Origin of the sequence: Aureimonas fodinaquatilis (assembly GCF_008369445.1) — a bacterium.
Taxonomy (GTDB): domain Bacteria; phylum Pseudomonadota; class Alphaproteobacteria; order Rhizobiales; family Rhizobiaceae; genus Aureimonas; species Aureimonas fodinaquatilis.
Genome location: NZ_VTWH01000001.1, coordinates 403,375 through 427,884 on the forward strand (window position 1 = coordinate 403,375; position 24,510 = coordinate 427,884).

Annotated in this window: 21 protein-coding genes; 15 read left to right on the plus strand and 6 right to left on the minus strand. The window is 57.5% G+C overall.

The window, feature by feature from the left end:
• Window positions 1–4: 4 nt before the first annotated feature.
• Genes FPY71_RS02015 through glsA form a run of 3 tightly spaced genes read right to left on the minus strand, consistent with a single transcriptional unit; the run spans window position 5 to window position 3,695 of the window.
• Window positions 5–988, minus strand: coding sequence for an asparaginase (locus FPY71_RS02015; RefSeq protein WP_149297139.1), 984 nt, complete (start codon window positions 986–988; stop codon window positions 5–7).
• Window positions 988–2,649 carry an MFS transporter gene (locus FPY71_RS02020; protein WP_149297141.1) on the minus strand — a complete coding sequence of 554 codons (1,662 nt, stop codon included), beginning with the start codon at window positions 2,647–2,649 and terminating at the stop codon, window positions 988–990. The genes FPY71_RS02015 and FPY71_RS02020 overlap by 1 nt, the downstream gene beginning before the upstream one ends.
• 41 nt (window positions 2,650–2,690) lie before the next feature.
• A complete protein-coding gene (gene glsA, locus FPY71_RS02025; protein WP_149297143.1) occupies window positions 2,691–3,695 on the minus strand; it encodes a glutaminase A in 1,005 nt (334 codons plus the stop codon).
• 304 nt (window positions 3,696–3,999) lie between these two features.
• Here glsA and FPY71_RS02030 point away from each other — a divergent pair, with 304 nt between their 5' ends.
• The 11 genes from FPY71_RS02030 (at window position 4,000) to FPY71_RS02080 (ending at window position 19,763) form a co-directional block, all read left to right on the plus strand.
• The gene (locus tag FPY71_RS02030; protein ID WP_188052172.1) at window positions 4,000–5,007 is read left to right on the plus strand and encodes an AraC family transcriptional regulator; all 1,008 of its coding nucleotides are present in this window, start codon (window positions 4,000–4,002) and stop codon (window positions 5,005–5,007) included.
• 118 nt (window positions 5,008–5,125) lie between these two features.
• Window positions 5,126–6,253: an efflux RND transporter periplasmic adaptor subunit gene (locus tag FPY71_RS02035; RefSeq protein WP_149297148.1), complete on the plus strand. Its 1,128-nt coding sequence runs from the start codon at window positions 5,126–5,128 to the stop codon at window positions 6,251–6,253.
• A complete protein-coding gene (locus tag FPY71_RS02040; protein WP_149297150.1) occupies window positions 6,250–9,327 on the plus strand; it encodes an efflux RND transporter permease subunit in 3,078 nt (1,025 codons plus the stop codon). The genes FPY71_RS02035 and FPY71_RS02040 overlap by 4 nt, the downstream gene beginning before the upstream one ends.
• A complete protein-coding gene (locus FPY71_RS02045) occupies window positions 9,320–10,360 on the plus strand; it encodes an AI-2E family transporter (protein WP_149297152.1) in 1,041 nt (346 codons plus the stop codon). Before FPY71_RS02040 ends, FPY71_RS02045 begins: the two co-directional genes overlap by 8 nt.
• Before the next feature lie 50 nt (window positions 10,361–10,410).
• Window positions 10,411–11,364, plus strand: coding sequence for a cation diffusion facilitator family transporter (locus FPY71_RS02050; RefSeq protein WP_149297154.1), 954 nt, complete (start codon window positions 10,411–10,413; stop codon window positions 11,362–11,364).
• Window positions 11,365–11,502: 138 nt separating this feature from the next.
• A complete protein-coding gene (locus tag FPY71_RS02055) occupies window positions 11,503–12,579 on the plus strand; it encodes an ABC transporter ATP-binding protein (protein ID WP_149297156.1) in 1,077 nt (358 codons plus the stop codon).
• A gap of 37 nt (window positions 12,580–12,616) precedes the next feature.
• Window positions 12,617–13,579, plus strand: coding sequence for an ABC transporter substrate-binding protein (locus FPY71_RS02060; RefSeq protein WP_149297159.1), 963 nt, complete (start codon window positions 12,617–12,619; stop codon window positions 13,577–13,579).
• 3 nt (window positions 13,580–13,582) lie between these two features.
• Window positions 13,583–15,316, plus strand: a complete 1,734-nt coding sequence (locus FPY71_RS02065) for an ABC transporter permease (RefSeq protein WP_149297161.1) — start codon at window positions 13,583–13,585, stop codon at window positions 15,314–15,316.
• Window positions 15,304–16,398 (plus strand): MBL fold metallo-hydrolase, encoded by a 1,095-nt coding sequence (locus FPY71_RS02070; RefSeq protein WP_149297163.1) that lies wholly within the window; start codon window positions 15,304–15,306, stop codon window positions 16,396–16,398. Before FPY71_RS02065 ends, FPY71_RS02070 begins: the two co-directional genes overlap by 13 nt.
• Window positions 16,399–17,013, plus strand: coding sequence for a dual specificity protein phosphatase family protein (locus FPY71_RS02075; RefSeq protein WP_246160094.1), 615 nt, complete (start codon window positions 16,399–16,401; stop codon window positions 17,011–17,013).
• Window positions 17,014–17,288: 275 nt separating this feature from the next.
• The gene (locus FPY71_RS02080) at window positions 17,289–19,763 is read left to right on the plus strand and encodes an autotransporter family protein (protein ID WP_149297167.1); all 2,475 of its coding nucleotides are present in this window, start codon (window positions 17,289–17,291) and stop codon (window positions 19,761–19,763) included.
• Between the two features lie 22 nt (window positions 19,764–19,785).
• On the opposite strand, the gene FPY71_RS02085 is transcribed toward FPY71_RS02080, so the two are convergent.
• Window positions 19,786–20,688 carry a LysR family transcriptional regulator gene (locus FPY71_RS02085; protein WP_149297169.1) on the minus strand — a complete coding sequence of 301 codons (903 nt, stop codon included), beginning with the start codon at window positions 20,686–20,688 and terminating at the stop codon, window positions 19,786–19,788.
• Between the two features lie 92 nt (window positions 20,689–20,780).
• On the opposite strand from FPY71_RS02085, the gene FPY71_RS02090 reads away from it, so the two are divergent.
• Genes FPY71_RS02090 through FPY71_RS02100 form a run of 3 tightly spaced genes read left to right on the plus strand, consistent with a single transcriptional unit; the run spans window position 20,781 to window position 22,456 of the window.
• Complete coding sequence (locus FPY71_RS02090) at window positions 20,781–21,503, plus strand: SDR family oxidoreductase (RefSeq protein WP_149297171.1); 723 nt, start codon at window positions 20,781–20,783, stop codon at window positions 21,501–21,503.
• Window positions 21,504–21,550: 47 nt separating this feature from the next.
• Window positions 21,551–22,084 (plus strand): nuclear transport factor 2 family protein, encoded by a 534-nt coding sequence (locus FPY71_RS02095; RefSeq protein WP_188052173.1) that lies wholly within the window; start codon window positions 21,551–21,553, stop codon window positions 22,082–22,084.
• Window positions 22,085–22,144: 60 nt separating this feature from the next.
• Entirely contained in the window at window positions 22,145–22,456 is a 312-nt protein-coding gene (locus FPY71_RS02100; protein WP_149297173.1) for an Atu4866 domain-containing protein, read from the plus strand.
• Here FPY71_RS02100 and FPY71_RS02105 read toward each other — a convergent pair.
• Together FPY71_RS02105 and FPY71_RS02110 are read right to left on the minus strand one after the other, a co-directional pair.
• The gene (locus FPY71_RS02105) at window positions 22,407–23,579 is read right to left on the minus strand and encodes an NAD(P)H-dependent flavin oxidoreductase (protein WP_281287479.1); all 1,173 of its coding nucleotides are present in this window, start codon (window positions 23,577–23,579) and stop codon (window positions 22,407–22,409) included. The two genes, FPY71_RS02100 and FPY71_RS02105, sit on opposite strands and share 50 nt — an antisense overlap.
• Window positions 23,580–23,600: 21 nt before the next feature.
• A complete protein-coding gene (locus tag FPY71_RS02110) occupies window positions 23,601–24,131 on the minus strand; it encodes a hypothetical protein (protein ID WP_246160095.1) in 531 nt (176 codons plus the stop codon).
• Window positions 24,132–24,274: 143 nt separating this feature from the next.
• On the opposite strand from FPY71_RS02110, the gene FPY71_RS02115 reads away from it, so the two are divergent.
• A complete protein-coding gene (locus tag FPY71_RS02115) occupies window positions 24,275–24,487 on the plus strand; it encodes a helix-turn-helix domain-containing protein (RefSeq protein WP_149298593.1) in 213 nt (70 codons plus the stop codon).
• Window positions 24,488–24,510: the final 23 nt, after the last annotated feature.

Below are 24,510 nucleotides of genomic sequence, written 5' to 3' on the forward strand. Positions count from 1 at the left end.
GGCCTTACTGATAGGGCTCGAATGCCTGACGAACGGCGTCATGCGTGCCGCCGTCGCTCAACGCCAGCGCCATCAGCAACCGTGCCTTCAGGCCGGACAACAGGCCGGAAGGCAAAATGCCGCGCGCCACCAGATCCATCTGTGAGCCGGGATAGCCATAGGTTTGAGTGAAAACCGGACCAGTTGCCGCCCGCGTTGCGTAGGCAATCGGCAATGATGCCGCAAGGTCACCCAGAAGCGGTGCGACGTCTGCGGGTACATTGCCCGAGCCCATGCCCTCAATAACCAGGCCCTGAAAGCCAAGTGAGGGCAGATTGCGCAGCAGTCTGCCATCATCCCCCATTGACCATTTCAGCAAGGCAATCGGGGCGGGAGCCTGGTCAGGTATCGCCAGATTGGGCTTGCGAGAAACACGGGTGAAAAACCGCGCCCGCCCTTCGGCCACAATACCGAGTGGCCCGCAAATGGGCGACAGAAAAGCCGAAGGCAGCGCTGTGTGGGCTTTTTGCACAAAGCGTGCAGCATGAATTTCGTCGTTCAGAACTGCCAGCGTGCCAAGACCGGCTGCCTCGGGCGAGGTCGCAACCTGAGCGGCAGCCAGCAGATTGGCTCCGCCTTCTGCCCCCGGTGCACTTGCGCCACGCATGGCGCCGGTGACAACCACGGGCTTGTCACTATCCACCAGGAGGTCGAGCAGAAAAGCCGATTCCTCAATCGTATCGGTGCCCTGAACGACCATGGCGGCATCGAAACCTTCGGCAAATGCGACACGGATCTGACGTGCAACTTCCACCAGGTCATTGGGACCCAGCGATGGGCTGGGCAGTCGAAATGGCGATTGCGCAACAATCTCTGCCACGTCCGCCAGAGCGGGCACCGAGGAGACAAGCTCCTCTGCGCCCAATTTGGGGACTATGCCGCCCTCGCTGCCGGGCACCATGGTAATGGTGCCACCCAGCGACAGGACCAGAAGGCGAGGCCGCGCCATCAGGCCAGTTCCTCCTCCGGCACGGGGACCGGACGAATGGGCGGATTGGCCGGAATTTCACCCGGCCGGTAGGCGGGCAGGCGGCTGGCCGGGAAAATTGCCAGAAGCGCGATGCAGGCCATGATCAACAAGCCGATCTTCAAAGCCTGAAGCCGCGATTCCATGTTCACCCGGACCGCTTCGGCCACCTGCTCGGGGCTGGCGGATGTTTGCTGCATGACGCTCAGCAGGCGCTCATTGTTGATGAAATTGATGCTGTCCAGATCAACTTCCGCCTGCAATTCCACCGGCAGAGTGGGATTGTCTGCAATGCGGCTCATGATGCTGGCGCTGAGCAGGCCGACAAGCAGAGCGCCTGCCAGCGCGGTTCCGACACCTGCTGCAAGGTTGTTGGCCGTTCCGCGCAGCGAGCCGACATCACCGGCCAGTTCCTTGGGTACCGCAGTTACCAGCACGTTGAAGACCAGTGTTACCAATGCACCCTGGCCGATGCCGAAGACGATCAGCCCGATCATGACAATGGGCGCGCTCCAGTCATTGCGAACCACAAAAGCAAGCCAGAAAAGCGCTATGGCGCAAAGGACAAAACCCGTCATGCCAATGACGCGCGGCGTATAGACCTTATAAAGCCGCACAACCAGCATAGCGGTGAAAAACACCGTCAGGTTGAATGGCAGCATGGCAACAGCAGTTTCCAGAGGCGATCTGCCCTGCACGATCTGGATGTAGAGCGGCACGGAAAAGTTCAGCATCGCTTCCAGTGTCACAACGGCCATCATGGCAATAACGGCGGCACGCTCCTGACCGGAGGCGATGACGCGCAGATCCAGAAGCGGGGTGCGGCCGGAATTCTGTTGGCGGCGTGTCCAGAACACAAAGAAGTTCATCAACACAATGCCGGTAACAATCATCAGCGGTGCGGGCGACAGGCCGAACACGTCAAATGGCGCGGCATCCCGCGCAATGCCAAGGCCCCAGCGGTTCAGGTTGTTGAACCCGAATGTCAGAATGATGATGGCGGACGCGGCGAGAATGGCACCAATCGGGTCGATCTTGACCTCGGGCCTGGCCTCTTCCGGCTTGAGCTTGAAGCTGAGGAAAAACACAATTGCCGAGGTGACAATCAGGATGCCGAAGACGGGACGCCAACCGATGAAGGTGCCAAGGACACCACCGATCAGAAAGGCCGCAACACCTGCACCGGCGCGCGCCGAACCCAGTGCGCCCACTGCAGTCGCCTGCTGCTGGCCGTGGTAATGGTTGGCTATCAGCGCCACCAGAGCGGGCACGATCACGGCCGCCGCCAGGCCGCACAAAAGCTGCGCGACCATCATGAAAGTTGCCGTTGGGCTGAAGGTCATCAGAACCTGCGCAACGCCGAACAGCGCAACAACAATGCGGAAGACCTGCGTTGAACCGAACCGCTGGACAAGCTTTGCGCCCAGCATGACGAAGCCTGCAACAGCCAGCGAGTACATGACAATGCCGGTTGCAATGGTGGTCGGAGGAACGCCGAAGCTTTCCACCATGCCGCTGAGCGCGACAGGAAGCGATGCGACGTTGAACGACATGATTGCCTGCCCAAGGGCAATGGCGATCATCGGAACCCAGGATTCCTTAGTTTCGAATGCCGCGCTGGCGTGGGTGGTTTGCCCGGACATGATATCTCCGTTTCAACGGGAATGCTTCAGGTGGCCCGCGCTTAGCGCTCGGGCTGCGACGCAAAAAGGTTCAGGCCAAGGCGATCAGACAGATAGCGGGTGGCCAGTTGCCCGCGCACGCTGTTGCCCGCCTCGTCAAGCGGCGGGGCAAAGGTGCCGCAACCACCCTTGCCGGGCGATATCGTGACCAGACCACCGCTCACGCCGCTTTTGCCCGGCAGTCCAACTTCGTAAAGCCAGTCACCGGATTGTTCGTAAAGGCCCGCCGTTGCCAGCACGGCCAAAGCGCGCTTGCAGCGGTCCGCATCAACCACGCGCTCGCCGGTGACCGGGTTGACGCCGCCATCCGCCAGCGTGGCGCCCATGATTGCCAGATCTCTGGCATTGATGTTCAGGGCGCACTGCCGGGTGTAAATGTCGGTGGCTTCCTCGGGGTCGCTGTACATGCGGCCATAACCATAAAGCAGCCTGGCTATGCCCTGATTGCGCTGGTTGGTCGCCGCCTCCGACTGGTAGACTTCCTCGTCCACATCCAGCTGGCGTCCGGCAAAACGCGAAAGGCCATCACGCACAAAACGCCACTTCTCGTCCGCGTTTGCACCAGGGGCAAGGCTGGTGGTTGCAATGGCTCCGGCGTTGACCATCGGGTTCATTGTCCGGTCTTCGTTCAGCTCAATCGCCATGACAGAATTGAAGGGCAGGCCGGTGCTGTTCACCCCAATCTTGCGGCGGGCTTCGCCGCCGCCCAGTGCCTGGCAAACCAGTGCGAAAACAAAGGGCTTGGAAATGCTCTGGATCGAGAAAAGCTGTTTCGTGTCGCCAACCTCGTAAACGCCGCCATTGACGCCGGCAACGCAGATGCCGAACTGATGGCGCGGTGACTTTGCCAAGGCCGGTATGTAGTCCGCAACCTTGCCATCATCATTGCCGCGATACCGCTCATACGCCTCATTGACGATGGCGGTCACACGCTCCGGGTCGGGCAATTGCCCGGTGGAAACAACCGGGGTTTCAACGGCTTCATCGACATGAAGTTGGGAATACATGAACAAGACCTCCGCAATTGCCTGTTTGCGCAAATCCCGCAGGCCGGGTCGATAAGCACATGTTGCTGTCGAAGCATAATACGCGGCCAGCGGGCAGCAATCGCACGTTATCCCATTCTTGTGCATGCCGTCCCAGATTGGACGAGCGACTTGTTTGAAATCCATACGAATTTCAATCTATGATAATTAATTTGACTGATGCGACAAACTGTAGCTCTCATAGGTGCAATCTATTGCTGAGGGGGCCAGTATGGATTTTCAACCCGCGGTTAAAAGCAGAGCCAGCCCAAAGTCGCGGGTTCCCATGACCCGTTTCGCAACCTGTGGCATGCCGGCAGCAGATCAGTTTCAAGCCTGGTCAGATTTTCTGCAACCTGTTGTGAATCTGGGGCTGACTGAGCGCTCGCCGGGTGGATTTGACGCCGAGTTCACCGCCTGGGACCTGGGCAGCATGGTCTTTTGTGACATTGCGACGCCTTGCGAAGCCCCATCGCGCAACTGGCAACACGCTGCCAATCCCAGTGGTGACCATTGGTACCTGATTCTTCACAACTCCGGGCCATCGACAAATGTCAAAGGCCGACAAGAGACACGCTCGCTGAATTTTCGCTCGCTGGCACGCAGGAGCGCTGGTGTCACCGACAGTACGAACACCGTTGCACTGTTGATTCCGCGTGATCTGTATACCGCGACGTCTGCCTTGCTGGACAGCGTTTGCGAAACCATTCCTGACGTTGGGCCGGGCGCGATGCTGGCGGACTATCTGCTGATGGTCCGGCGTCATCTGAACGAGCTTGACCAGATCGACGTTCCAGCACTTGCCGCCGCAACCAAGGCTATGGTTTCCTTTTGCCTCGCGCCCAGTATGGACCGGGCTGCCATTGCGCAAGGCGCAATTTCCATCACCTGTTTCGAACGCGCGCGGCAGATCATCCGGCGCGACCTGTTGCTGCCGGAACTGGACGCAGACCACCTTTGCCGCGCCATGGGAATTTCGCGATCCCGGCTGTATCGCCTGTTCGATGCTGTTGGCGGGGTCAGCAACTATATTCGCCGCCAGCGCCTGCTGGCAGCGCGCGACGCTCTGTCTGATCTGGCAGATTTGCGGCCCATTGGCGTTATTGCCTTCAGTGTCGGATTTGCCGATGCATCCGGCTTCAGCCGCGCTTATCATCGAGAGTTTGGATGCAGCCCCAGCGACACGCGCATGGAACGGCTGGCCGGACGCGCTATCGCTCTTCCCGTCCGGCCTTTGCCACGAACCGACGGTTCATCGCAGTTTGAGGATCTGCTTCGCCAGCTTCGTGCCTGACAAGGCTTGGAGCTGCGTGATTTGGGATTTTTGGCCTAGGCAAGAGATTCCATGCTCATCCCAACCCTTTGTGAACCGGATATCACTGATGCCAGTTCAGACAGTATGGAATAGGCTGATGAAGCAAAGTTCAACGACAGCGGCCGTACGGAACTGTTGCTCCCGGAATTTCCCCAAATCCTTAAGTGTCTTGCTTCTGCCGCTGGTGCTGGGGCTTGCAGGTTGCGGCAAAGATGCCGAACAGGTGGAAGCGCCACCACGGCCGGTGCGCACCGTTACTGTGGAATTAAGCGATACGGCCAATCCCGTAAGCCTGACTGGCCGCATCGAGGCGCGGAACGAGGCTGGACTTGGCTTTCGCATTGCGGGCCGCCTGATTGAGCGCAGTGTCAATGTGGGCGATGTGGTGGAGCCGGGCGAAATCATCGCAAAGCTTGATCCGCAAAATGAGTTGAACGCCTTGAGTTCGGCTCAGGCGGCGCTGAACGCCGCAAACGGCCAGTTGAACAAATCGCGAAACGCCTTTGAGCGCCAGGAACAGTTGCTGGCAAACGGCTTCACCACACGCGCCGTTTTCGATCAGGCGCAGCAGGCCCTGCTGGCGGCCACTTCGCAGGTTGATGATGCCTCGGCCCGGCTGAAGCTGGCGCGCGATCAGGTTGCCTTTACCGAATTGAAGGCTGACACGGCAGGAGTCGTGACAGCGCGCGGTGCGGAACCGGGCGAGGTTGTGCAGGCCGGGCAGATGATTGTGCAGATTGCCCGGGAAAACGGGCGTGATGCGGTTTTCGACGTGCCAGCGCAGTTGCTGCGCAATCTGCCGCCAGACCCGTTGGTGACCGTGCGCCTGAATGACAATGCGGCGGTGACTGCGCAGGGCAGGGTGCGCGAGGTCGCCCCGCAGGCAGACCCGGCAACGCGGACATTTCCTGTCAGGGTGGGCCTTATAGACCCGCCCGCGGCCATACGCCTTGGTGCCGGCATCACCGGCAGCGTTGTGCCGCAGGCGGGTTCCGCCATCAACCTGCCCGCCTCTGCCCTGACACGCATCGAGGGCGCGCCGGCCGTGTGGGTTGTGGACCCGGCAACGGAATCCGTTTCTCTGCGCAATATCGAGGTTGCGGCATTTGACCCTGCCATGGTGGTTGTGTCGCAGGGGCTCGAGGTCGGCGAGATCGTCGTAACGGCGGGTGTTCAGGCGCTGCATCCAGGGCAAGTGGTTCGGCTTCTCGGGGTTCAGCCATGAGCAGCTTCAATCTTTCGGACTGGGCGCTCCGGCACCGGTCCATCGTGCTTTACCTGATGCTGGCGGCCATCCTCATCGGCGTGTTTTCCTATCAGAGGCTGGGCCGCAACGAAGACCCGACCTTCATTATCAAAACCATGGTTGTGCAGGCTGCATGGCCGGGAGCCAGCGTTGAGGAAACGCTGAAGCAGGTTACGGAAAGACTGGAGAGAAAACTTCAGGAAACTCCCAAACTGGATTTCCTGCGCAGCTATACCAGCGCCGGGCTGACCACCATTTTTGTCAATCTTGATGGCAGCACAACCGGGCAGGAGGTGCCGGATATCTGGTATCACGTGCGCAAAAGCATTGGCGATATACGACACACATTGCCCGCGGGCATTGTCGGACCCGGTTTTGATGACGAGTTCGGCGACACATTCGGCATCATCTATGGTTTCACCGCTGATGGGTTTTCCTCGCGGGAACTGCGTGATTATGTCGAGGGTGTAAGATCTGATCTTCTGCTGGTGCCGGACGTGTCAAAGATCGACATTATCGGCGCGCAGGACGAGCAGATCTTCATCGAGTTTTCGATGGATCAGCTTGCGGCGCTGGGCATTGACCGCACGGCGTTGATCGGGGCCCTGCAAGCCCAGAACGTGGTGCGGCCATCAGGCACTATCCGCACAGGCGATGAAAATCTGGCGCTGACTGTTTCCGGCTCGTTTGATACCGAGGAAGACATACGCGATGTGAATTTCTTCGTTAATGGCCGACTGCTGCGCCTCAGCGATATTGCAGAAGTGCGCCGGGGCGAAAGCGATCCACCGCAGCCATTGTTCCGGGTGAACGGGCAGCAGGCGATTGGTCTTGCCATTGCCATGCGGGACGGCGGGGATATTCTGGCACTTGGCGCCAACATTGCCTCGGCAATGGACGACATTGCCGCCGACCTGCCACTGGGCGTTAATGTGCAGCTTGTGGCAGATCAGGCCGTAACGGTTGAAAGCGCCATCGGCGATTTCATGACATCGCTGGTCCAGTCCATTGCCATCATCCTTGCCGTCAGTTTTGTGGCATTGGGCATTCGCCCCGGTCTTGTTGTTGCGCTGTCCATACCGCTGACTCTGGCAATCGTTTTTTCGCTCATGGGCATTGCCAGCATTGACATGCAACGCGTTTCCCTCGGTGCGCTGATCATTGCACTTGCGCTGCTGGTGGACGATGCGATGACCACAACGGACGCGATGATCAACCGGCTTGCGGCCGGTGACGACAAGCACAATGCGGCAACCTTTGCCTTTCGCACCTATGCCTTTGCCATGCTGGCCGGAACGCTGGTAACAATTGCAGGCTTTGTGCCAATTGGCTTTGCCGCCAGCTCCGCCGGCGAATACACTTTTTCGCTGTTCGCGGTCGTCAGCATAGCGCTTGTCGTATCATGGTTTGTCGCGGTCATTTTCGCACCGCTGCTGGGCGTGTTCATCCTGAAGGCGCCAAAAAATTTCGGCTCGGCAAAGCCCGGCAAGGTTATAACCTATTATCGCGGTTTTCTGGGCAAGGCGATTGCGTATAAAGGCGTTACCATCGCTGTTACGCTGGCGTTGTTTGTCATATCGCTGCTGGCAATGCCGCTTGTGCCACGGCAATTCTTCCCTTCATCTGACCGGCCGGAGCTTTTGGTCGATCTTCGGTTGCCTCAAAGCGCGTCGATTCACGCCAGCCAGAGTGTGGCGGAAAAATTTGACGCAGCTTTGAAGGACGATCCCGATGTTGATCGGTGGAGCACCTATGTCGGGCGCGGTGCCATCCGCTTTTACCTGCCGCTCAACGCGCAGCTTCCCAACGACTTTTTTGCCCAGGCCGTGGTCGTTGCCAAGGATGTGCCGGCGCGTGAACGCCTGCATGCAAAGCTGGAAGCCCTTCTGGCAGAAGACTTTCCAAGCCTGATTGCGCGCGTTTATCCGCTGGAACTTGGTCCGCCTGTCGGCTGGCCGGTTCAGTATCGGGTCAGTGGTCCCGATATAGAGGAAGTGCGCAACATCTCGTTCCAGGTGGCGCAGATCATCGCCGCCAATGACGACACGAAAATGGTCAATTTTGACTGGATTGAGCCAACGCGGGAAGTGCGTATCAATGTCGACCAGAACGAGGCCCGGCAATTGGGGTTGAGTTCACAGGCCATAGCGTCTGTGTTGAACACCGTTGTTTCCGGTACGCCGCTGACGCAGGTTCGTGACGACATATACCTTGTTGATGTCATTGCCCGCTCCACCGAAGAGCAACGAGTTTCTCTGGCATCATTGCCCACTTTGCCGCTGCCTTTGCCCAACGGACGCACCGTGCCGCTGGGGCAGGTGGCAACGTTCTCCTATGAACAATCCTACCCATTGGTCTGGCGGCGCGACCGTGTGCCAACGCTGACAATTCAGGCCGATGTGACGCCTGGCATTCTGCCGGACACCGTGGTGTCGGCGCTGGAGCCGCAGGTTGAAGCGCTGCGCCAGAGCTTGCCGCGTTCCTACAATATCGTGCTGGGCGGAACGGTGGAGGAGAGCGTGAAGTCACAGGCCTCCGTCATCGCCGTTGTTCCCGTGATGTTGCTGATCATGTTCACCGTGCTGATTTTCCAGCTTAAAAGCTTCCAGCGGCTGTTCATTGTGCTCAGTGTCGCACCACTCGGCCTTATCGGCGTTGTGGCCGCGCTGATGCTTTCGGGCAAACCGCTGGGTTTCGTGGCTATTCTGGGCATTCTGGCGCTGCTGGGCATGATTATCAAAAATGCCGTTATTCTGATTGGTCAGATCGATGCCGAGCGTCTTGCCGGCAAAAGCGTGGCCGATGCGGTGATTGACGCCAGCAGTTCGCGGTTTAGACCCATCATGCTGACCACGGTTTCGACCGTGCTGGGCATGATCCCGATTGCGCCCACGGTGTTCTGGGGGCCAATGGCATTTGCCATTATGGGCGGGTTGCTTGTTGCCACGCTGCTGACGCTGGTTTTCCTGCCAACTCTCTATGCATTGTGGTTCGGCTGGCGCGAGAAAGTGGCTGAAAACAAAAGCAAGGCGCATCGCTCGCAACATGCATAGTTTCATCGAAAATCGCGCTGCCCGGTTGGTCGGCATTGCCGCCGGACTGGTGATTATAGCCGCCGGGCTGAAACTCGCCGCACCGATTCTGGCACCGGTGACATTTGCCCTGTTTGCAATTGCCATTGTGTGGCCACTGCAAAAGACACTGCAACGTGTGCTGCCCGGTGTTGCAGCGCTGGGCATAACGTTGGTTGCCACTTCCCTGGTGCTGGGCGCGTTCGGCATAATGGTGTCGTGGGGGCTGGCGCAGGTGGTGCAATGGCTGATCGCCAACACTGGCCGGTTTCAACTTTTATACAGTCGCGGCACCCAACTGCTCGAATATTACGGGGTGTTTATTGACGGGGTGATTGCCAACCGGTTCGATGTCTCGTGGATCGTCGGCATGCTGCGGGTTCTCAGCGTGCAACTGAACGGCATGGTGGGCTTCTCGCTTCTTGTTTTCATTTTTCTGGTGCTCGGGCTTCTGGAAGTGCGGGTGTTTGCACAGCGTCTGGAAGCCAATGGTGCAAACACTGCGGCCACAATCGGGCGCATCGCCGCCAAGTTCCGGCGCTATCTTTTGATACGCACAATTGCCAGCGTGCTGACCGGCGCATCAATCTGGGTATTCACGCTCTATATGGGGCTTGAACTGGCGGTTGCCTGGGGGGTGATCGGCTTTGCGCTCAACTTCATTCCCTTCATCGGGCCAGCCATCGCAATGGTGCTGCCAATGTGCCTGGCAATTGTCCAGTTTGAATCAGTCGCGGTGATTGTTGGCATATTTGCCGGGCTGTCTGTCATCCAGTTCATCATCGGCAGCTATCTGGAGCCGCGCCTTGCTGGTGCCGCCCTGTCGATCTCGCCCTTTCTGGTGCTGTTTTCGGTGTTCTTCTGGTCGTTTCTGTGGGGAATTTCCGGGGCCTTCATCGGCGTGCCCATTGTCATCGCGCTCTTGACCTTTGCCGAGGCAAACCCTTCTCTGCGCTGGATAGCAGAGCTTCTGTCCGGTACGGAACAGTCCGGGATTTCCAGTGATGCCACTTGAGACAATGGCCGTGACGCCGTAGAAGCTTCGCAAAGGCGATTGGCAGGCAGATGAGCGACAAACCCCGTTTCTTTGACTTGAGCGACGAACGCGGTGTGCTCAGGACATCCATCGCGGTGACGCTTGTCATATCCTCGCTCGGCATTGGCTTTGGTCTGATTTCGGGTTCATTTTCCATCACTTTCGACGGTGTCTACTCGCTGGTGGATGCGAGCATGAGCCTGTTGTCGTTGATCGTCGTCAATCTCATCACCTCCTACGCCGTTTCCAAAGGACTATCGCGCAAGCTGCGCGAACGGTTTTCCGTCGGGTTCTGGCATCTGGAGCCGATGGTGCTTGGGCTCAATGCAACGCTGCTGATTGGCGTTTCTGCCTATGCTCTGGTCAACGCGATCAGCAGTCTTCTGGAGGGCGGGCGTGATCTGGAGTTTGGCTGGGCCATTGTCTATGCGGTTATAACGCTGATCGCCTGCTGCTCCGTCGCCTTTATCGAAGCGCGGGCCAACCGCAGGATCAGGTCGGAATTTGTGCGCCTTGATGTCAAAGGCTGGATCATGTCGGCGGGCATAACGGCGGCGCTGCTGATTGCATTCTGCATCGGCTATGCAGTGCAGGGCACGCAGTGGCAGTGGCTCTCACCCTATATCGACCCGGCGGTGCTGGCTCTGGTCTGTCTGCTGATCATCCCTCTGCCAATACCGGTTATCCGGCAAGCGCTGGCAGATATATTTCTGGTAACGCCTGTTGATCTTAAAATGCACATCGATCAGGTGGCGCAGGCCTTCGTTGAGAAGCATGGCCTGATTGCCTATCGCGCCTATGTAGCGCGCGTTGGCCGCGCCAAGGAAATTGAGCTTTACTTCATCATCCCGGAACAGGCTCCTGCACGAACCATTGCGGAATGGGACGCCCTGCGCGACGAAATCGGCGACGCCGTGGGCGGCAAGGGGCCGGATCGCTGGCTGACCGTTGTTTTCACCGGCAACCTTGAATGGGCTGAGTAGACCCGTCGCAAGCCTGTTCATTACCGATCATCAGATTTTCGCTGTCACAAAAGTGAAGCGCGACAGCTCTACTGTGTGCGCCAGTGCCGCTTGTTGAGAATTTTTGAGCGGCAGACAAACAGCAGGATTTCGATCGCTATGGTCACGATCGCCCTTAACGGGGTTACGAAAGATTTCGCGAAAAAGCGCGTGCTCGACGATGTGTCGCTTCGTGTGGAAAATGGCGAGTTCATAGCCGTGCTCGGGCCGTCCGGCTGCGGTAAAACCACGATGCTGCGGCTGATTGCCGGTTTTGAGCAGATGAAAGCCGGTACGATACGGTTTGACAACGACATCATTGCTTCCCCTGAGCGCAGTCTGCCGCCGGAAAAGCGCAATGTCGGCATCGTGTTTCAAAACTACGCCTTGTGGCCGCATATGACGGTTGAGCAAAATGTCGGCTATGCGCTGAAAATAGCCGGTGTTTCTTCTGATGAGCGGCGCAGGCGCAGCCTTGAAGCCCTGGCCACAGTTGCCATGGAGAATTTTGCTGATCGGCTGCCGGCGGATCTTTCCGGTGGCCAGCGCCAGCGCGTGGCACTGGCCCGCTGCCTTGCAGCCAATCCTACGGTGATGCTGCTGGACGAACCTCTCGCCAATCTTGACGTGCATCTGCGTGCGTCCATGGAAAGCGAGTTCGCCGATTTTCATCGTCGCACCCGGGCAACGATGATTTACATTACCCACGACCAGTCAGAAGCGATGGCGCTGGCAGACCGGATTGCGGTGATGGACGGCGGGCGAGTGATGCAGGTTGGCCGCCCGCATGAGTTGTACAGCCAGCCGCAGAATGAAATGGTGGCGCGCTTTATCGGCAACGGCTTTGTGCTTCCTGTGACCAACATCCAGCGTGGCGCCAGAGATGGCACGGTTGATGTGGATGTGTTTGGCCACCGCAGTGTTGTGCGCGCCCGCAAAGATCAATCAATGGTGGCCCGTGCCAGCCTTGGCCTGCACCCCGGTGACTTGAAACTGGCGGGCACCGCCAATGACGGATTTGCTGCGCAGGTTGAACGCACAACCTATCGCGGCGGCCATATGCAGGTGCATTTCCGCCCTCAGCAGGCTCCGCACCTTACCCTGAGCCTGCATGCATCTCACGATCGGCCGGTCGCAGCCGGTGACACGATTTCAGTTTGCGTCGGGGATGGCTGGGTCATTCCCGAAGCAGCTTGATTTTCCTCTCCCACTCCCCCTTTTCAAGGAACACTTCATGCGCCTTTTAACAACCCTTGCGCTCACCCTCATGGTGGGCACCGCCAACGCTCAAACGCTGACGCTTTATACTTCGCAGTCGCCGGAAATAGCCCAGCAGACAGTTGATGCCTTTCAGGCCAAATATCCGGACATCAAGGTTGAATGGACCCGCAATGGCACCAGCCAGCTGATGAATGTCATCCGCGCTGAAATTGCCGCCGGTGACCTGAAACCGGACGTGCTGCTGGTTGCCGACACCATCAATCTGGGTCAGCTCAAATCCGAAGGCCGCCTGCTGGCTTATCCTGAAGCCAAGGTGGACGGCTATGACGCCGGCACCTTTGACAAGGACAAAACGTTCTTCGGCACCAAGATCATCTCTACCGGCATTGCCTACAACACGCAGACCGCGCAGCCTGTTGAAACCTGGAACGAGTTGCTGGTCGAAGACAACAAGGGCCAGATCGCAGTGCCAAGCCCGCTCTATTCGGGTGCGGCGCTGAACCATCTGCACAGCGTGATTGACGTGGATGGAATTGGCTGGGATTTCTACAAAAAACTGGCTGAACTGGATATCGCGCCCGATGGCGGCAATGGCCCGGCACTGAAGGCAGTGGCCAGTGGCCTTGCCAAATACGGCATTATTGCCGATGCCGACGTTATTCGCGCCAAGGCCAGCGGTTCACCGGTTGACCTGATCTTCCCGAAGGATGGTGTGTCCTTCATCACCGAGCCGGTCGCGATTTTGTCCACTGCCAAGGAGCCGGAAGCGGCCAAGCGTTTTGTGGACTTCCTGTTGTCCCGGGAAGGACAGGAACTTGTTGCTCAGCAGGGCAATCTGCCAATTGATGCTTCGGTAACGCCGCCAGAAGGCTTCCCGACACTTTCCGACATCAAGCTTCTGCCGATGGATGCCGATAAGGCTGTAGAGAGCGATCAGGAAGTGCGCGAGCAATTCACAGAAGTGTTCGGCGGCTGATTGATGGCTGATATTGCGGCAGCAATGCCGGGGGAACGCAGGCCGGTGCCTGCGTTCCGTCTTGGCCCTGAAACCTTGGTGCTTGGCATTCTCGCGCTGTTTGTGGCGACAATTTCCCTTGCGCCATTGGGGCGTCTGGCGTTGACCGCAATTGCGCCGGAAGGCGTTCTGGACCTTGAAAGAGCGTGGAGCGTGCTGGCAAGGCCGCGCGTTTTCACCGCAGCTATGAACTCGCTTTATGTTGCGCTTGCATCAACACTTTTTGCCGTGGTGCTTGGCAGCATTGCCGCGCTTCTGACCGTGCACAGCAACATGCGGTTCAAGGCGGCGTGGGTGTTTGGCTTTGTCCTGCCGCTGTTGATACCACCACAGGTTACCGCGCTTGCCTGGGTGCAGGCCTTTTCGCCATCCAGTCCGGTGCTGGGTTTTTTCGGCCTTGCGCTGACGCCTGGTACGCGGCATCCGCTTTATTCAGCCGGTGGCATTATCTTTCTTCTCGGCATTTACAACGCGCCGCTGGTGTTTCTTACCATGCGTGCGGCACTTCGGCGTCTGCCTGCCAATCTTTCCGAAGCGGCCCGGGCATCGGGCGCAGGCAACTTTCAGCTCATCTTCACCATTTTGCTGCCGCTGGCCCGGTCCGGTCTGTACGCCGGGGCGGCGATCGCCTTTGTTTCGGCTATCGGCAATTTCGGCATTCAGGCTATGTTGGGCATTCCAGCCCGATTTCCGACACTGATCACCCTGATTTATCAGCAACTCAACAGCTATGGTCCGGCAAGCCTTTCCGACATGGCTTCCTTGTCGCTGCTGCTTTCGCTCATGACCGTTCTTGCGCTTGGCCTCAGTGGGTGGCTTGGCGGGCGTGGCGATGTGCGGGTGGAAGAAGGTGGAAGGGCGGTTGAAATCAATCTTGGTCGCGGGCGCCCTTTGGTTGAGGCTGGTGCCTGGCTCTATCTGGCTGCCACGCTGCTTTTGCCGGTTTCCGCCTTGGTTGCAACGTCATTGGTCAGAGGTTTCGGACAGGAGCTTGGCTGGGAAACGCTGACGCTGACCAACTATGCCAACGCGCTGTTGTATCATGCCTCTGTTCGCGACGCCTTCACCACCAGTCTGGTTCTGACAGTTTCGGCGGTGGTGCTGCTGAGCGCAATTTCACTGGTTCTTGCTTATTTCATCAGTTGGAGAAAAAGCCTGTTCGTCCGGCTGATCCAGCTTGCCGCTGAGCTTTCCTATGTGCTGCCGGGACTTATTCTCGGCGTTGCCATGATTTTGTTTTTCCTGCGCCCGCTGCCGCTTTTGGGGTTCAGCATCTACGGCACGGTGTGGATTATTCTGGCTGCCTACCTTGCCAATTTTCTGGCATTGGCGCTGCGCCCGATGCTGGGCGGCTTTGCGCAGATTGACCGGTCGATGGAGGATGCCGCGCGCGTGGCCGGGGCGGGCTTTTTCCAGCGCATGCGCGATATCATTCTGCCAATGCTGGCGCCTGCGGTCATTGCCGGTGGCATAATCGTCTTCATGTCGGCGCTGAATGAAATTCAGGTATCAATCCTGCTTGTCTCTTCCAGCGCGCGAACCATTGGTCCGATGATCATCTTTCTTGAAGAGGGGGGATCATCCACTCTGGCAGCAGCCGTTGGCTGCCTGATGATCCTGATTGTTCTGGTGCTGATGTGCACTGCATCGCTGTTTGCCGGCCGTTTGCCGAAGGGGGCACTGCCATGGCGCGATTGACGGCGATCAGTGGGCTGGGTGGCAAGCTTCCGGCGGCATTTCTGCTTGAAGCCCATGGCAAGCGGCTGCTTCTGGATCTCGGCGAGGGGCCGGAGCCAGGCATCTTTCCCGATCTGAGCCAGATCGGGACTGTGGATGCAATCTGCCTGTCTCACTCGCATCTGGACCATACCGGTGCCTTGCACCTCGCGTCTGAGATCGGCAATCCACCGATCTATGCCACGGCCATGACATTTCTGGGAATTGGCCTTGATGTGGCGACAGAGCGGCGCTGCCGCGTCATTCCGGACTTCGGGCATGCCGAGATAGAGGGCGTGCCGGTTATTCTTGGCCGGTGCGGCCATGCGCCGGGCGGCGTCTGGTTTCACTTTCCGGTTGATGGCGGCATCCTCTACACCGGAGACTGGAGTGTGGAATCGCTGCTTTTGCCGTTTGATACACCGCCGCGAGCAGCCCTGATGGTCACTGATGCCTCTTATGGCGACCGCGATATCAGCCTGTCTGATCAGATCAGTGTCATCATCAGGGCAGCGAGAACCGGTTGTGTGTTACCGGTTCCATCTGGTGGACGCGGGCCGGAAATGGCGCTTGCGCTGTTTGCTGCGGGGCTTGAAACCCGGGTTTGCCCGCAGGTGAGGCGTGAGATTGAGACTTTGATTGCCAGGCCTGGCTTGATTGCGGATGCCAGCAAGGAAAGGCTGGCCGCTTATCTGCGCAGCCAGAGCGATGGCGTGCAGGCCTGGCATCCATCCGACATTATCATTGCGGCAGAAGCAAATGGCGAGGCAGGAGTTTCTGCGCAGCTCGTTGGCAGGATTGACGATGGATTTCGCTTCATCTTCTCCAGCCATGTGCCGCACGGAACCCCGGCCGCGAGGCTGATTGCGCAAAAGCGTGCAGAATGGCTGCCATGGAATGTGCATCCGCGCCGCCATGATGTGCTTCATCTGGCAGATGTCACGAACGCACGGGATGTTATACCGGTGTTTGTCAAACCGGATGACATGCCATTTCTGGCGGAAAAACTGGGAAACAGGCTGCGGCTGGAAAAAACCACCGAGTTGTTGCCTGCAGAGGCATGAATGAATGGACATCAGAACATGACGGCACAGCACCAACACCAAGAGCTGACGGAAGAACAGGAGGACCGTCTTGCGGTTCTGCTTCCCGTGATTGATGGAACCGGACCACACAATGCCCGGCTGTTCATCGGCAACAAGGTGGCAGCCGAAAATGCCGCTCTGCTTTTGCAACACGACATCACGTCAACAATGAATCTGGCAGTCAATATCGAGATTGCTCCATTGACCCTGACCGATGGAACACATGTCCGGCGAACCCATATCGGCCTGATCGACGGTTCGGGAAATACACCACACCATCTTCTGTCTGCCGTTATGGCAATATTTGGCATCGTCGCACAGGACAGCCCAGGCAAAGCGCATTATCCACCACATCGCCGCGGCAATATTCTGGTGCATTGTCGTGGCGGGCGCAGCCGGTCAGCAACCGTGATTGCGCTTTATCTGCACTTGGCCCACCCTTCGCGTTTTGCAACATTCGACAGTGCCATTGCCCATATACGCAATGTGCGGGGACTTGATGCAACGCAGCCGCAACCGGCCATGCTGGCTTTGGTGGAAGAAGCGTTGGCGTTCATTCAAATCAATCGCCTGCGTTGCTCGCAATCCAGCTAACTCGCACAGCAATATCCAGACTGCTCTGAAGTCGAGCGCCAAATTGATTTGACAAGATCATCATTGCGCCCACAGGTTGTAAAGATCGGGATCAAGTAAAGGATAGCGTGTTGCGATCACGTAATGGTCTTTTTGTCCTATGTGCTGTTTTTCTAGCGTATCCGTCTGAAAAAGCTTATGCGGCATGCGTCGTTGTTCCCGCAGGTATTTTACCCCTTCAGCTTGTCTGCGATCCCGGCGCTGGGGAAACTGTCAGTATCACGCCGGGAAATGGGGTGTTTATCCGGTCAGGAGATGTCACCTCCATCAGTCAGGGCAGTAACCCCGCTTATTTCGAAATGACGGGCGGAACGCTTCAAAACCTGAATCAGGGCGGCGGTCTCGACATTTTCAGAATGATTGATGGTCACCTCACAGGAACTGCAACCGCGGGCGATTTCGGTATTCAGACAGGAGGCAGAATTGGCGCGGTCAATTTGCAGGCTGCGGATAACGGTTATCATATGCTGGGCGGCACAATAGACCGGTTTTTATATGCCCAGACCGGGGATGACTATTTTCAGCTTGAAGGCGGCAGTATCGGCTTTGATCCGGCAGGTGGCACTGCCGGTGCGGGCAACAGCATCAATTCCGGCGCCGGTAACGACAAGATTGTTCTGAACGGAACGCTTGTCGAGGGCAACATTGTCATGTTCAACCCCAACAATCCGGGTGCCGAAACTGACTTTCTTGATCTCAGGTCAGGGGCCATTCAGGGCCGCGTCCTTCTGGGCGATGGCAGCGATTTTGTTTTGGTCGGACCCGATTTCGCGCCGCAGTTTTCCAGTGGTGTTCAGGGCGGAATTGACGCGGGCGATGGCCTTTCGAGCACTGACGGCTGGATTGATGTTTTCGCTACAAATGGGTGGTCCGGTCAGCTCACAGGGTCGTTGATCACCAATTTTGAGACTATGGTTATTTCTGCCGGCGCGGTCAGTTTCAGCGACAATGCTCTGGCAGTGGGTGGCGATGCCGGCACCGGTGTCTTTGTTGTGGATGGGGCCGAACTTGATTTCGGGCCTGCTTTCACTCTGGATGGAAACCTGAATCTGGGTGGAAGTCCGATTGTCAATTTCGATGCCGCAACCTACGGCTTTACTGCCAATCCAAACCGGTTCTATACAATCGACACATCGCTCTATGATCTGCGCGGTCCTGCAGATTTTGCCTTCTCCAGCGCGGGCGGCACATTGCTTGCCGGTGGCCTCGGGGCCTACCGCATTAATGGAGATGTTTTAAATGCCGGAACAATTGATCTTCAGGGAGGCGGTCCTGGCACCCGACTGGTTGTTGCAGGTGATTACACCGGCGCCAATGGCACTCTGCTGATCAATACAGTTTTGGGGGACGACAGATCTGTAACCGATCAACTCGTTGTTGAGGGCGAGACGGCTGGGAACACGCTTTTATACGTCAACAATATCGGCGGCACCGGAGCGCAAACCACGCAAGGCATCAAAGTGGTTGATGTTCTGGGGCCAAACTCGGCGGGCAGTTTCTCGCTGATGGGTGACAGGTCTCTCAATGGCCAGCAAGTTCTGATTGCGGGTGCTTATTACTACAGTTTGAACCAAGGGAGCATTTCCGAACCGGGCGACGGTGACTGGTATCTGCAATCGCTGACAAGGGCGGTCAGTCCAACAGATCCTGCATCACCCACGAACCCCGTGGTTCCATTCTATCAGGCGGCGGTGCCGCTGGCAGAAGCCTATCCGAGTGTGCTGTTGCGTTTGCAGGGACTTCCAACACTGCAACAGCGTATGGGAAACCGGTTCTGGAGCGGTGCTGGCAACGGCATTGCTGCGCAGGGTTCGGACCTGGTCGATGAAGCCGTTTCACCAGATCAAATGCCAATATCAGAAGGGCGGGGCATCTGGGCGCAGGTAGAGGGAACCCATATCCGCATTGCGCCAGAAAATTCCGCTTCGCTCGGCAACTACACCAATGACGTGTTTCAATTCAAGGCAGGCATTGATCTGCCCGTTCATGAAACCTCGACAGGATTGCTGGTAGGCGGCATCAATGCTCAACTTGACCGGGCATCCACGGATGTGACGTCCGATTACGGCAATGGCTCAATCTCGACGAACGGGCTGGGTTTCGGCGGTACGTTGACCTGGTATGGGGCAGGCGGACAATATGTTGATGGTCAGGCCAGAGTTGCCTGGTATGAGAGTGACCTGGAATCCGACGAACTCGGGCTCATTGCTTCGGGCAATCATGGTCTGGGCTATGCGTTTTCGCTGGAAGCTGGCAGGCGGCTTGAGATGCGCTCCGGTCTGGCGCTGACCCCACAGGTGCAACTGACCTATTCAGCCATTGAGTTCGACAGTTTCAACCAGATCGTTAACGGTCGATCGGCTGCCAGCATATCCTTGCGGGATGGAGAAAGCCTCACTGGCAGGATAGGGCTTGCGCTCGACAGTGAAGCGTCATGGCAGTCAGACAACGGCACCATGTCCCGCAGGCACATCTATGGCATCGCAAATCTGTACTACGAGTTTCTCGATGGAACTCTGGTGGATGTTTCCGGTGAAAATTTTGCGACGGAAAATGAACGGCTTTGGGGTGGAGTGGGCCTTGGCGGATCGTACAACTGGAACGATGACCGTTACTCACTTTACGGCGAAGGCCTGGTCAGCACTGCATTGGACAACTTCGGCGACAGTTACGCGCTGAAGGGCACCGTTGGCTTTCGTGCAAACTGGTAATCCAGGGCAGGCAAGCTTTTCATCACAAGGCAGGCGTCTGCCGCCATTGCCTGACATGCTCCACCAGCGCCCGCATTTTGGGCGCCATGTTGCGGCGCTGGGGGAAGTAAAGAAAAAAGCCGGGGAATGGTGGCAGATATTCAGCCAGTAACGGCACCAGTTCGCCGGATTCCAAAAAGGGGCGAAACGTCTCTTCCGGCGCAAAGGTGATGCCGCCACCAGCAAGCGCGGTGCGCAGCATCAGGCGCAGGTCATTGGTGGTGATCTGAGGCTCCACCGCGACGTCAAATGGCGTTCCATTCTCTTCGAACTCCCAGCGGTGGGGCGCAACATTGGGTGCCGGTCGCCAGCCGATGCACCTATGGTTGACCAGATCACGCGGATGCACAGGAGCGCCGTGCCGGGCAAGATAGGCTGGAGTCGCAACCACCATCTCACATTGGTCGCCCGTCAGCGGAATGGCGATCATGTCCTGCTCTATCACCTCGCCCAGGCGCACACCGGCATCAAATCCAGCGGCAACAATGTCAAACTCTGCGTCCGTAACGGTTATATCTATGGTGACGTCCGGGTAAGCCATTGCGAAAGCTGCAAGCAAGGGGCCCGACAGGAAGCCTTCCGCAATGGAGGTTGCGGCTATCTTCAACAGGCCGCGCGGTGCCTTGTCTGCTGCAACACCTTCCAGCGCCAAGTCGATTTCGGACAAGGGCCGCGACACCGTTTCCAGAAAATCCTCTCCTGCTTGCGTCAAGCGGACCGAACGGGTTGTGCGCAAAAACAATGCGGTGCCGATGCCGTCCTCCAGCCGTCTGATGCCCTGACTGACGGCCGAGCGTGTGACCCCAAGGCGATCGGCCGCGGCGCGGAAATTGTGCTCCTGCGCCACCGCCAGGAAAATCGGCAACAGGTTCAGATCCGGTTTCATTGTCCAGCCTTGTTAACCAACCAGTCAAGCAAAAGGTGAGTAGCATTGCCAATCCTCTGCGTCCATCTTGTCTGCAACACAAGGAGATGATGATGGACATGGTCGTTCTGATTACCGGTGCGTCGAGCGGAATTGGCGAAGGAATTGCGCGTGAACTGGGCGGCGCAGGTGCAAAGGTGCTTTTGGGCGCACGCCGCCTGGAGCGCATAGAGGCTGTTGCAGAAGACATCCGCAAGGCCGGAGGCATTGCCGAAGTCAAATCGCTGGATGTGACCAATCGTCAATCCATGGCGGCCTTTGCGCAAGCCGCAATGGCAAATTGGGGGCGCATTGACGTGCTGGTCAACAATGCCGGTGTGATGCCGCTTTCGCCGCTTGCCGCTGGCAAGCAGGATGAGTGGAACCACATGGTGGATGTCAATATCAAGGGCGTGCTCTGGGGTATTGGTGCAGTTCTGCCAATTATGGAAGCGCAGAACAGCGGCCAGATCATCAATATCGGCTCCATCGGGGCTTTATCTGTCGTGCCGACGGCTGCGGTCTATTGCGCCACCAAATTTGCCGTCCGGGCAATTTCAGATGGTCTGCGGCAGGAAAGCCCGAATATCCGCGTCACCTGCGTCAATCCCGGTGTCGTGGAAAGTGAGTTGGCCTCAACCATCACCCATGAAGAAACCATGGCGGTGATGGACAGCTATCGGGCAATCGCGCTGCAGCCTGCCGACATTGCCCGCGCGGTTCGTCAGGTGATTGAGGCACCTGCCAGTGTGGATACCAGCGAAATCACCATTCGTCCCACAGCATCAGCCAATTGATGCTGATCGCCTCAGTGCACGAGCAATTCAAAAAACGGAGTTTTCTCATGTCCTATACCCAAAAGATGACCCACATCCGGCCAGTGGCACACAAACTGCTGATGGTCTTTGCCCTGGCGCTTGCTGTTGCGCCCGCACATGCCAGCACCAGCACGACAACGGAAGCCGACACTGCGGCCCGCAATGAGACGATTGTGCGCGAAGCGTTCGAGGGCTGGGCGGACCAGAGTGGAAATGTCTTCGACCTGTTGTCACCTGATGTGCGCTGGACGATCCAGGGTTCCGGCCCTGTTGCGGGCGTCTATACCGGCATTGAGGATTTCGTACAGCGCGGGTCGGTGCCTCTTGTCAGCCGCCTCGCCACTGCGCTGACCCCGGACGTGCATGGCATCTGGGCGGTTGAAGACCGGGTTATTATCCGTTTCGACGCATCGGCCACCACGACCTCCGGCGCGCCATACAACAACCAGTTTGTGTGGATTTTCCGCATGGAAGACGGTTCGGTGGTTGAGGCAGAAGCGTTTCTGGACCTTGCCGCCTATCACGAGGTTGTCGAGAACAACGAGCCTCGCCAGCAATAAAGATTTTAATGGAGCCAGCACGGTCGCTTGTGCGACCGTGCTGCTATCAGGAGCTCAATCATGCAAAGTGTCTTCACTGCCCTGATCGTTTCAGCGCTGGCTGTGCTGCCCGTGCAAGCAGAGGAAAGCGAAGTGCAAGCCTCCCATCCCTATGCAGGCCTTTGGGTAACGGAAGATGGCCGAATTCGGCATGAGCTTTTGCCGAATGGCCGCTATGTCGAGGCTCGTGGCACGCGAGAGCGCGCCTATGAAGGGCGATATGAGGTGACTGGAACCCATATCGAATACTGGGACGATACCGGCTTTACGGCAGACGGCGATTTCATCGACGAGGTGCTGCATCACGCCGGTATGATCCTTTACCGGAAGTGACGAGGCCTTCGAGCTCAGCCTGCAGAAGGCGAACCAGCGCGGCAGCAGGCATTGCACGGACAAGCGGCGCACCCTGGCCAGCCCATTGGGCCCCAAAACCATGCTCACCCTGCGATTTTGCTGCTGCGTTCAGTGCCTTCCCGGCATCATATGCAATCGGGTAATCGGGCGGGGAAAATTCAGCCAACTGATGGCTTAATGCTGTAAACCGGTTGGGAAGCGCACGCGCCGGGCGTCCGGATATCAGCGAGGTCATGGTCGTGTGGCGGCAGCCCGGACCAGCCAGAGCGGCACGATAGGCAGTGTCGGCAGCAGATTCCGGGCAGGCGACAAACGCAGTGCCCAGTTGCGCCGCCACGGCACCCAGATCAAGCACAGCCGCAATGCCTGCTCCATCCATAAGTCCGCCCGCGCCGATAACCGGCAACATGTCCTGCCGAACCAGAAGCCGGGTTAGCGCTAAAGTGCCAAGTTCATCATCCGGGGCGGTCGGGTCAAACATGCCTCGATGACCACCTGCCTCAATTCCCTGCGCTACGATTGCATCAATCCCCGCGGCCCCAATTGCATCGGCTTCCTCAATGCTGGTGGCGGTGGCCATCAGGTAAATGCCACGCGCGCGCAGAGCAGACAAAGCATCTGCTGGTGGCAGCCCGAAGTGAAAACTTACGACCGGCGGAGCCAATGCAAGCAGCATCGACAGCATTTCGGGATCGTCAGCAAAGCTCTTGTAGATTGGCTTGATTGTTTTTGGAGGCTCTGCCCCGAATTCGGCGAACAATGGCGCAAGCTGGTCCAGCCAGATATCCTCCCGCTTCGGATCGGACAATGGCGCGCCGTGAACGAAGAGGTTGACATTAAAAGCCCGGCCAGTGCGACCTCGCAATTCTTCGATCATGGATCGTGCGCCAGCCGCATCGGTCGCGCCAACGGCGATCGAGCCCAGACCTCCGGCTTCACTGACTGAAGCTGCGAGAAGCGGGGTTGATACACCAGCCATCGGGGCCTGCACCAGCGGGACCGAGAGTTTCAGGCGCTCGATAAATGACATTTGGCTGAGACGATCGCGCAGTTGACGTTGAACCTGCTTATAAATGGCCAGTCGCAGGATTGAAATTGGCATGAGTCTGCCAAGGGTGACCCGTCACCGGGCACAGGTCCCAATTCGCCCGACCTTCGTGAGTTCCAGCCATTTCGGGCCAAGAATTTCTCTGGCCGGAATTGCCTGTGCAGCTTCCCTCTCATTTTCGTGGAACATTCTGATTGAAATGCTCATTTCATGCCGCCCTGAAACGATTGGTATTCCTGGCTCATATGTTGTTACGGCGTTATAGGTGTTGCCTCTTGCCGTCGCGGTTGTGTGATATGATCCTGCCGTGGATCTGACGCTGACGTTGTTTGTGCTGCTGGCGTCGATAATTTTGTAACGGTCAAACCCGGCTTTGATGGTTTCGATAGCAGCTTGTTTTTGAGCAACCGCTGCAGTCCTGACGCTGCCACACACTGGCGCTCCACGGGTCTGGACCAGCGCAGTGTTTGATGAAGTCAATATCGTGCTCGACGAAGTGCACGATACCAAAGCGACCAACAACAGCAGAAAAAGCAGTATGAAAAGTGCACGCAAAACAATGTGTCGCATGTGGGTGTTTTCTACCCGGATTTTTTGATTTTTCACGCAGTAACTCCAGAATCATCAGATGCTGGCACTATGACAGAATATCCGAATTTGGGGTATTCTAAAATCGGGTTCAAACAAAGTGCTGGTCTCTCATGCTGGCGCTGAAATTGTCATCTCTTAATCCTGAAATTTACCGTCAGATGATTGACTTGCTCATCACGGCTCGCAAAAAGGCCGGCATGACTCAGGTTGAACTGGGCAGGCGCATAAGCCAGCGGCAGACATTCGTTTCCAAATTTGAAACTGGTGAACGGCGGCTTGATTTTGCAGAGTTCATTCTGATTTGTGAGGCGATTGGCGTTGATCCGGTCACGCTTATCCCGGCCAAAGGCCAACTTCATAAAGACGACTGAATTTGCAGGGCCGCTTTGTTGCG